Source organism: Xanthomonas sp. SHU 308 (genome assembly GCF_000364645.1).
Lineage (GTDB): Bacteria > Pseudomonadota > Gammaproteobacteria > Xanthomonadales > Xanthomonadaceae > Xanthomonas_A > Xanthomonas_A sontii.
In genome coordinates, this window is the sequence record NZ_AQOK01000911.1 from 1 (window position 1) to 8383 (window position 8383).

Annotated in this window: 10 protein-coding genes and 1 pseudogene; 10 read left to right on the plus strand and 1 reads right to left on the minus strand. The window is 69.7% G+C overall.

All coding sequences use genetic code 11. From position 1 onward, the window contains the following. Window positions 1-257: 257 nt before the first annotated feature. Complete coding sequence (mmuM, locus tag D588_RS0123585; protein WP_017917749.1) at window positions 258-1196, minus strand: homocysteine S-methyltransferase; 939 nt, start codon at window positions 1194-1196, stop codon at window positions 258-260. Between the two features lie 114 nt (window positions 1197-1310). Here mmuM and D588_RS0123590 point away from each other — a divergent pair, with 114 nt between their 5' ends. The 10 genes and pseudogenes from D588_RS0123590 to D588_RS0123635 form a co-directional block, all read left to right on the plus strand. Then, window positions 1311-1676, plus strand: coding sequence for a VOC family protein (locus tag D588_RS0123590; RefSeq protein WP_026144043.1), 366 nt, complete (start codon window positions 1311-1313; stop codon window positions 1674-1676). Between the two features lie 2 nt (window positions 1677-1678). Further along, entirely contained in the window at window positions 1679-2068 is a 390-nt protein-coding gene (locus D588_RS0123595) for a VOC family protein (protein WP_198526537.1), read from the plus strand. 126 nt (window positions 2069-2194) lie between these two features. Further along, a complete protein-coding gene (locus D588_RS0123600; protein ID WP_017917751.1) occupies window positions 2195-2647 on the plus strand; it encodes a DUF2147 domain-containing protein in 453 nt (150 codons plus the stop codon). A 209-nt stretch (window positions 2648-2856) separates the two neighbouring features. Further along, complete coding sequence (gene metG, locus D588_RS0123605) at window positions 2857-4917, plus strand: methionine--tRNA ligase (RefSeq protein WP_017917752.1); 2061 nt, start codon at window positions 2857-2859, stop codon at window positions 4915-4917. Window positions 4918-5001: 84 nt separating this feature from the next. Further along, entirely contained in the window at window positions 5002-5604 is a 603-nt protein-coding gene (locus D588_RS0123610; protein ID WP_017917753.1) for an HAD family hydrolase, read from the plus strand. Between the two features lie 129 nt (window positions 5605-5733). Beyond that, on the plus strand, window positions 5734-6144 hold the full coding sequence (gene rnfB / locus D588_RS26040) for an Rnf electron transport complex subunit RnfB (RefSeq protein ID WP_017910214.1): 411 nt from the start codon (window positions 5734-5736) through the stop codon (window positions 6142-6144). A 91-nt stretch (window positions 6145-6235) separates the two neighbouring features. After that, on the plus strand, window positions 6236-7024 hold the full coding sequence (locus D588_RS0123620; protein WP_017917755.1) for a hypothetical protein: 789 nt from the start codon (window positions 6236-6238) through the stop codon (window positions 7022-7024). Between the two features lie 88 nt (window positions 7025-7112). Continuing rightward, a complete protein-coding gene (locus tag D588_RS0123625; protein ID WP_017910216.1) occupies window positions 7113-7484 on the plus strand; it encodes a hypothetical protein in 372 nt (123 codons plus the stop codon). A gap of 58 nt (window positions 7485-7542) precedes the next feature. After that, the gene (locus D588_RS0123630) at window positions 7543-8100 is read left to right on the plus strand and encodes a sigma-70 family RNA polymerase sigma factor (protein WP_017917756.1); all 558 of its coding nucleotides are present in this window, start codon (window positions 7543-7545) and stop codon (window positions 8098-8100) included. Continuing rightward, window positions 8097-8383: pseudogene (locus D588_RS0123635) on the plus strand (hypothetical protein); the annotation flags it as partial. The gene D588_RS0123630 and the pseudogene D588_RS0123635, both read left to right, overlap by 4 nt.

The window sequence follows — 8383 nt, forward strand, 5'->3', positions numbered from 1 at the left end:
ACAGCGACGTCCCGTTGATGCAATCGCCGTCCCGTTGCGCCCATTCCACTCGGTGCGGATCGCACACCAGTTGCATCAGGGCACTGGGCGCGCATGAACCCCTTGTGGGAGGGACTTCAGTCCCGACGCGTTGCAGTGAAGGGCGTCGGGACTGAAGCCCCTCCCACAAACGGCCAAGGCGATTGATCAGCGCCGACACCCACTGAAACCCGACGGCGAAGCCATCGCGCCGTCGCATGCAAGGCGACCCGCCCTCTCTAAGACGATGCCAGACCCCGCGCCAGCTGCGCGATGTCCTGCGGGGTGGTGCGGCAGCAACCGCCGATCAGGCGGGCGCCGGCCGCACGCCAGGCGGCGAGGTGGTCGACCAGGCCGCCGGCATCGGCGCTGTCGGCCTGCCAGCATTTGCGCTCGGCGTCGTAGCGCTCGCCCGCGTTCGGATACACCACCAGCGGTAACCGCGTCAGCGTCGCCAGATGACGCAACGCCGCAGTGGCCAGCGACGGCGCGACGCAGTTGACGCCGAGCGCGACCACCTGCGGGTGGCCGTCGAGCAACGCCACCACTTCGTGCAACGGCGTGCCGTCGCTGAGGTGCGCGGCATCGCGCAGGGTGCAGGCGAACCAGGCGACAACCCCAGGAAACTCCTCCAGCACCTGCAGCAATGCCGCCATTTCCGCCAGCGACGGCTGCGTTTCGCAGGCCAGCAACTCCACACCGGCCGCGACCAGGGCCGCGATGCGCGGGCGATGGAAATCGCGCATTCGCGCCGGCGTCAGCGCATAGTCGCCACGGTACTCGGATCCGTCGGCCAGGCAGGCGCCATACGGACCGACCGAGCCGGCAACCAGCAACGGCCCCGCCTGCGGATGCTGCGCGAGCTGCGCCTGCCGTGCCTGCTGCGCCAGTTCGACGCTGCGTGCGATCAAGCGATGCGCTTGCACGAGGTCGATCCCGCGTGCGGCATACCCCTGCGGCGTGGCCTGGTAGCTGGCGGTGATCGCGCACTGCGCACCGGCGGCGAAATAGTCGCGGTGCACCTGGCGGATCAGGTCCGGCTGTTCCAGCAGGATCTTCGCCGACCACAGCGGATCGCGCAGATCGCAGCCGCGCCGTTCCAGCTCGGTGGCCAACGCGCCATCGAGCACCAGGCACCGGTCCTCGGCCAGCAGCGCGGCAAGCGGGTTGTGCGGCATGGCGCGGCCTCGCAGCAACGGAACGCGCAGTGTCGCAGACGGCGGCGGCACGGTCGCGACGCTGCGATATCCTCCGCAGATGGATCGCTTCCCTCGCTCGCGCCGGGTCAACCCATGACCTTCACTTCTTTGACCCCAATGCTGCGCTGTGCCGACCTCACCACGGCACTGGCGTTCTATACCGAAACCCTGGCGTTTCGACTCGATGGCGGCGCAGTGGCGACGGGCTGGGTGTCGCTGCGGCACGGCCCGCTGGCACTGATGCTGGCTGCGCACCACACAGAGGCCGACACCTCCATTGCCAGCGCCGCCTGCTCGCTGTACTTCCGCACCGACGAAGTCGATGCCTGGTGGCAGCGGCTGCATCCGCATGGGCGCATCGTCTATCCGTTGCAAGACTTCGACTACGGCATGCGCGAGTTCGCGATCCACGATGCGGACGGCCATGTACTGCAGTTCGGCCAGGCGCTGTGCCGATGAGCCTGACCCTGGACGGCCTGCACCACGTGGCGATCATCGCCTCCGACTACGCGCGCTCCAAGGACTTCTATTGCCGCCTCCTTGGCCTGCCGGTGATCGCTGAGGTGTATCGCGAAACCCGCGACTCCTGGAAGCTGGACCTGGCCCTGCCCGACGGCAGCCAGCTCGAACTGTTCTCGTTCCCGACCCCACCGCCGCGACCGAGCCGCCCGGAAGCCTGTGGGCTGCGCCACCTGGCGCTGCGCGTGCGCGACCTGGACGCCGCCGTCGCGCACCTGCAGGCGCACGGCGTGGAGGTCGAACCGATCCGTGTGGACGAGTACACCGGCCGCCGCTTCACCTTCTTCGCCGATCCCGACGACCTGCCGCTGGAACTGTACGAAAGCGGCTGAACGCCCACCGCCGGCCACGCTGAACCGCATGCCGCAGTGCGGATTCCCAGCACCATACGCTTGGGTATACAGTCGGATCGGGCCGGCATCGCGCCGGCCGCACCGGACATCCCTCGGGAGGGGAACATGCGCACGACCTTCAAGACCCTGATGCTGGCCCTGCCGCTGAGCGCGGCGGCATTCATGGCGCACGCCGCCGACACCTCGCCGGTCGGCCGCTGGCAGACCATCGACGACGAAACCGGCAAGCCCAAGTCGATCGTGCAGATCGAACAGGCCGGCAACGGCACACTGAGCGGCAAGGTGGTCGAGATCCTGCAGTCCAACCACGGCCCCAACCCGATGTGCGACAAGTGCGACGGCGAGCGCAAGGGCAAGCCGATCAAGGGCATGACCATCCTGTGGGGCCTCAAGCCAGACGGCACCGCGGTGTGGGACGGCGGCTCGGTGCTGGACCCGGCCAAGGGCAAGACCTACAAGGCCAAGATCACCCTGACCGACGGCGGCAAGAAGCTGCAGATGCGTGGCTATATCGGCATTGAGGCCCTGGGCCGGACGCAGACTTGGATCAGGGAGTGACGGAAGCCGGGAATCGGGAGTGGAGAATCGGGAATCGTTAAAAGCGGCATCTGCCGGCCTGATCCCACCCCACTCCGACAAGGCGCCTGCAAAGGCGCCTTTTTCGTGGCCCATCAGCTCGCAGGGCGGCGCTCTTGCGATTCCCCATTCCCGATTCCCCATTCCCAGCTCCATGCAATAATCCCCGGCCCCCAGAAACGCCGGCCGCCATGACCACCGCTCTCGTCACTACCGCCCTGCCCTATGCCAACGGACCGCTGCATCTGGGGCATCTGGTCGGCTATATCCAGGCCGACATCTGGGTGCGCGCGCGGCGGCTGCGCGGCGACCGCACCTGGTTCGTGTGCGCCGACGACACCCACGGCACGCCGATCATGCTGGCCGCGGAGAAGGCCGGGGTCACCCCGGAGAGCTTCATCGCCGCCATCCAGGCCAGCCACGAGCGCGATTTCGCCGCGTTCGGCGTGGCCTTCGACCATTACGACTCGACCAACTCGGACGCCAACCGCGCCCTGACCGAGGCGTTCTACGCCAAGCTCGACGCCGACGGCCACATCGCGCGGCGCTCGGTGGCGCAGTTCTACGACCCGGCCAAGGGCATGTTCCTGCCCGACCGCTACATCAAGGGCATCTGCCCGAACTGCGGCAGCGCCGACCAGTACGGCGACAACTGCGAGGTCTGCGGCGCCACTTATTCCCCGACCGAACTGAAGGAGCCCAAGTCGGTGATCTCCGGCGCCACGCCGGAACTGCGCGATTCGGAGCACTTCTTCTTCGAGGTCGGCCGTTTCGACGGCTTCCTGCGGCAGTGGCTGGCCGGCGACGTGGCCCTGCCCGGAGTCAAGGCCAAGCTGATGGAATGGCTGGACAGCGAAGGCGGCCTGCGCGCCTGGGACATCTCCCGCGACGCGCCGTACTTCGGCTTCCAGATCCCCGGCCAGCCGGGCAAGTATTTCTACGTGTGGCTGGACGCGCCGATCGGCTACCTGAGCAGCTTCCAGACCCTGTGCGCGAGCCTGGGCGAAGCGTTCGAGCCGCACCTTGCCGCCGGCACCGCCACCGAACTGCACCACTTCATCGGCAAGGACATCGTCAACTTCCACGGCCTGTTCTGGCCGGCGGTGCTGCACGGCACCGGGCACCGCGCGCCGACCCGGCTGCACGTCAACGGCTACCTGACCGTCGACGGCGCCAAGATGTCCAAGTCGCGCGGCACCTTCGTCATGGCCCGCACCTACCTGGACGTGGGCCTGGAACCGGAAGCGCTGCGCTACTACTTCGCGGCCAAGTCCTCCGGCGGCGTCGACGATCTCGACCTGAACCTGGGCGACTTCGTGGCGCGGGTCAACGCGGACCTGGTCGGCAAGTTCGTCAACCTGGCCAGCCGCTGCGCCGGCTTCATCGACAAGCGCTTCGGCGGCACGCTCGCCGACGCGCTGCCGGATGCGGCGCAGTACGCGCGCTTCGTCGCCGCGCTGGCGCCGATTCGCGAGGCCTACGAGCGCAACGACCCGGCCAGCGCGATCCGCCAGACCATGGCCCTGGCCGACGAGGCCAATAAGTACATCGACGAACACAAGCCCTGGGTGCTGGCCAAGCAGGACGGCGCCGAAGCGCAACTGCAGGCCGTGTGCACGCAGGGCTTGAACCTGTTCCGGGTGCTGGCCGCCGCGCTCAAGCCGGTGCTGCCGCGCACCTGCGCCGAGGCCGAGGCGTTCCTGTCGGCCCCGCTCGGCGCCTGGGACGACCTCGACGCCCCGCTGCTGGCGCACGTGATCCAACCCTACGCCCCCCTGTTCACCCGTATCGACCCCAAGCTGCTCGACGCCATGACCGACGCCTCCAAGGACACCCTCGCCCCCACTCCAACTGCCGCGCCCCCCGCCAAGCAGGAAGCGAAGGCCGCCACCAAGCCCCAATCCCCACTCCCCAATCCCGGCCACATCGGCATCGACGACTTCGCCAAGCTCGACCTGCGCATCGGCAAGGTGCTGGCCTGCGAGTTCGTCGAAGGCTCGGACAAGCTGCTGCGCTTCGAACTGGACGCCGGCGAGCTGGGCAAGCGGCAGATCTTCTCCGGCATCCGCGGCAGCTACGGCGAGCCGGAGAAGCTGGTCGGCCGCAGCGTGGTGTTCATCGCCAACCTGGCCCCGCGCAAGATGCGCTTCGGCCTCAGCGAAGGCATGATCCTGTCGGCCGGCTTCGACGGCGGCGCCCTGGCCCTGCTCGATGCCGACAGCGGCGCGCAGCCGGGCATGCCGGTGCGTTGACGGCGGGGATTGGGGAGTCGGGATTGGGGATTGGTTGAGCCACTCTCGGCGCCGATGGGTCCATGACGCGGTGACGAATCCCCAATGCCGAATCCCCAATCCCTCGCTCTCTTCGATTTCGACCACACGGTCACCACCGCCGATACCTATTCGGGATTCCTGCGCCGTGTGGCCACGCCGGCGCAGCAGGCGCGGGCGCGCTGGGCGGTCGGGCCGTGGCTGGCCGGCTATCGGCTGGGCCTGGTGTCGGCGGCGACGTTGCGCACGCGGGTCACCCGGCTGGTGTTCGCCGGCCGCGATGCAGAGGAGATCGCCCGCGAGGCCGAGCACTATGCGCAGCAGGCGCTGCCGCCGCTGCTGCGACCGGACATGATGCAGCGGATCGCCTGGCACCAGGCCCAGGGGCACACCGTGGTGCTGATCTCCGGTTCGCTGGATCTGTATCTGCGGCCTTGGTGCACGCAACATGGGCTGGACCTGATCTGCAACCATCTGGAAGTGCAGGATGGGCGCCTGACCGGCCGCTATCGCCACGGCGACTGCGGACCCCGCAAGGCCGCGCTGATCCGCATGCAGTACGACCTGAACGCTTATCGGCGCATCCATGCGTACGGCGACAGCCGCGAGGACCGGCCGATGCTGGCGCTGGCGCACGAGCGCTGGTACCGCGGGCACCGGATCTCCTGAGCCGATGACGCTGCCCGATGCGGCGCCGTGGGCGAACATGGGCACCGCGTTACACTGTGCAGGCTGACCACGCCGATGCATCTTCTTCGCTCTGTAGTCCCCGCGGCGCCGCCGCGCGCCGCCTCCGCCATGACGCCCGCCCACGCCCCCCTGCTCGAACGCCTCGATCGCCTGCTGCCGCAGACCCAATGCGGCCAGTGTGGGTTCGACGGATGTCGTCCCTATGCCGAGGCGATGGCCGCCGGCACGGCGCAGGTGGACCGCTGCCCGCCCGGCGGCGACGCCGGCGCGCGCGCCCTGGCGCGGGTGCTTGGCGTCCCCGCCCTGCCCTACGACCGCAGCCGCGGCACCCACACGCCGCCGCAGGTGGCATGGGTGGTGGAAGCCGACTGCATCGGCTGCACCAAGTGCATCCAGGCCTGCCCGGTGGACGCCATCGTCGGCGGCGCCAAGCACATGCACACGGTGCTGGCGCCCTTGTGCACCGGCTGCGCGCTGTGCCTGCCGGCCTGTCCGGTGGACTGCATCGTCCTGCGCTGAGACAGCCGCTGCAGCGCGAGCGCCACCGCCTGCGCATCCGGATCGGCACCCGCCGCGTATGTCCTGGTGTCATCCCACCGGAGCGCCGTGCATGCCGACGTCGACCGCCACCTTCCCGCTCATCCGAGCGCACCTGCCGCTGGCCCTGGCCCTCGGCGCCGCCGCCCTGGTCGCCGCCGCGCCTGCGCGGGCGATGCTGCACTACGAGGGCATCGCCTATGCCGCCGACGGCAAGCAGGTGCTGTACCGCGAAAGCCACTGGGTCCGCGAGGATGGCGCGCGCCTGGTGCTGTACCAGTGCACCGACGGCGCCGCGTTCGCGCGCAAGCGCGTGGACGACGGCAGCGCCGCGCCGGACTTCGAACTGGTCGATGCGCGCAGCGGCTACCGCGAGGGTGTGCGCCGCAGCGGCAGCGGGCGCGAGATGTTCAGTCAGGCCAAGGGTCAGGCCGAACGCCGTGCGCCGTTGCCCAAGAGCACCGAGGCGCAGGTGATCGACGCGGGTTTCGACGCCTACCTGCGCCAGCGCTGGGACAGCCTGGGCAGCGGCGGACCGCAGCGCATCGCCTTCGTGCTGCCCAGCGAACTGCGCACGCTCGACTTCCGCATCACCCCCGGCCCGGCCGATGCCGAAGTGCAGCGCTACACCCTGAGCCTGGCCGCCTGGTACGGCACGCTGCTGCCCGACCTCAGCGTCGCCTACACGCGCCAGGATCGGCGCCTGCGCGAGTTCCGCGGCGTCGGCAACATCCGCGACGCGCGCGGCCGCTACCCGAGCGTGCGCATCGAATTCCCCGAACGCCTGCGCGGCCAGGCCGATGCCGGCGCCTGGGAGCAGGCGCTGCAGCAACCGTTGGTCGCGCAATGCAGCGCGCGCTGAGCCACGCCGCCGGCGCATTCACGCCGGCCCCCGCCGCACCAGCTACAACCATGCCTGCGCATCGCCCGCGCTTCGACGAGGACACCTCATGGCCAAGGCCTACCTGTGGTTCAACGCCGCGCTGTACGCGCTCCTGGCCGTCTGGTGCACGCTGCTGCCGGCGCAGACCGCCGCGGCGGTGGGCTATGTCGGCCTGGACCGCTCCGGCCAGTCCGAATACCTGGTCATCTACGGCGGCCTGCAATTGGGCATGGCCTTCCTGTTCGGCTACTTCGCCCGCACCGGGCAACTGCGCACCGGCCTGCTCCTGGCGCTGGCGTTCTACGTGCCCATCGTGCTCTACCGCAGCGCCAGCCTGCTGCGGCTGTGGCCGGTCGGCCCGACCACGACCGGCCTGGCCGCGTTCGAGATCGTCCTGCTGCTCACCGCGTGCGTATTGTGGCGGCGCCAGCGCGCCTGAGCGACGGGCGCGGCGAAAGCCTGTAGCATCGCGCCGACCTTCGCCACCGTCTCCCGGCATGACCGAGTCGCCCGATCACGACGAAGCAGGACAATTGCTGGTGGCCACCGCCACCGGCGACAGCGCCGCGTTCGAACGCCTGTACCGCACCACCTCCTCGCGCCTGTTCGGCGTGTGCCTGCGCATCGTGCCGCAGCGCGGCGAAGCCGAGGACGTGCTGCAGGAAGTGTTTTCCTCGGTCTGGCGCAAGGCGGCGCAATTCGACCCGCAGCGCGCGCGCGGCCTGACCTGGCTGACCATGATCGCCCGCAACAAGGCCATCGACCATCTGCGCGCACGCGCACCGGCGCGGCAGTCGGTGGCGCTGGACGACGCCGGCGAACTGCAGGACGAAGGCCGCGATCCGCTCGCCGACACCGAGTGGCGGGTGGCCGGGCGGCGCCTGGACGTGTGCATGGGCGAACTGGAGCCGCCGCGCGGCGACTTGATCCGCACCGCGTTCTTCGAAGGCATCACTTACGAAGAACTGGCCCAGCGCAGCGGTACGCCATTGGGCACGGTCAAGAGCTGGATCCGCCGTGGTCTGGCCAAACTGAAAGCGTGCCTGGAACGATGAACGCCTCCGTGCCCGATCCACAGGAAACCCCGCCGCCGCGCGACGTGCTGGCCGGCGAGTACGTGCTCGGCGTGCTCGACGCGCAGGAGCGCCGCGCCGCCGAAGCACGCATCGACAGCGACCGCGAATTCGCCGCGGCCGTGCTGCAATGGCAGCAACACCTGATGCCGCTGGCCGACGAGATCGCCCCGGTGGCGGTGCCCGAGCGCGTGTGGGTGCGCATCCGCGCCTCGCTGGGCCTGGATGCGCCGGCGCCGCGCCCGCGCCCCGCCGCACCCGGGTT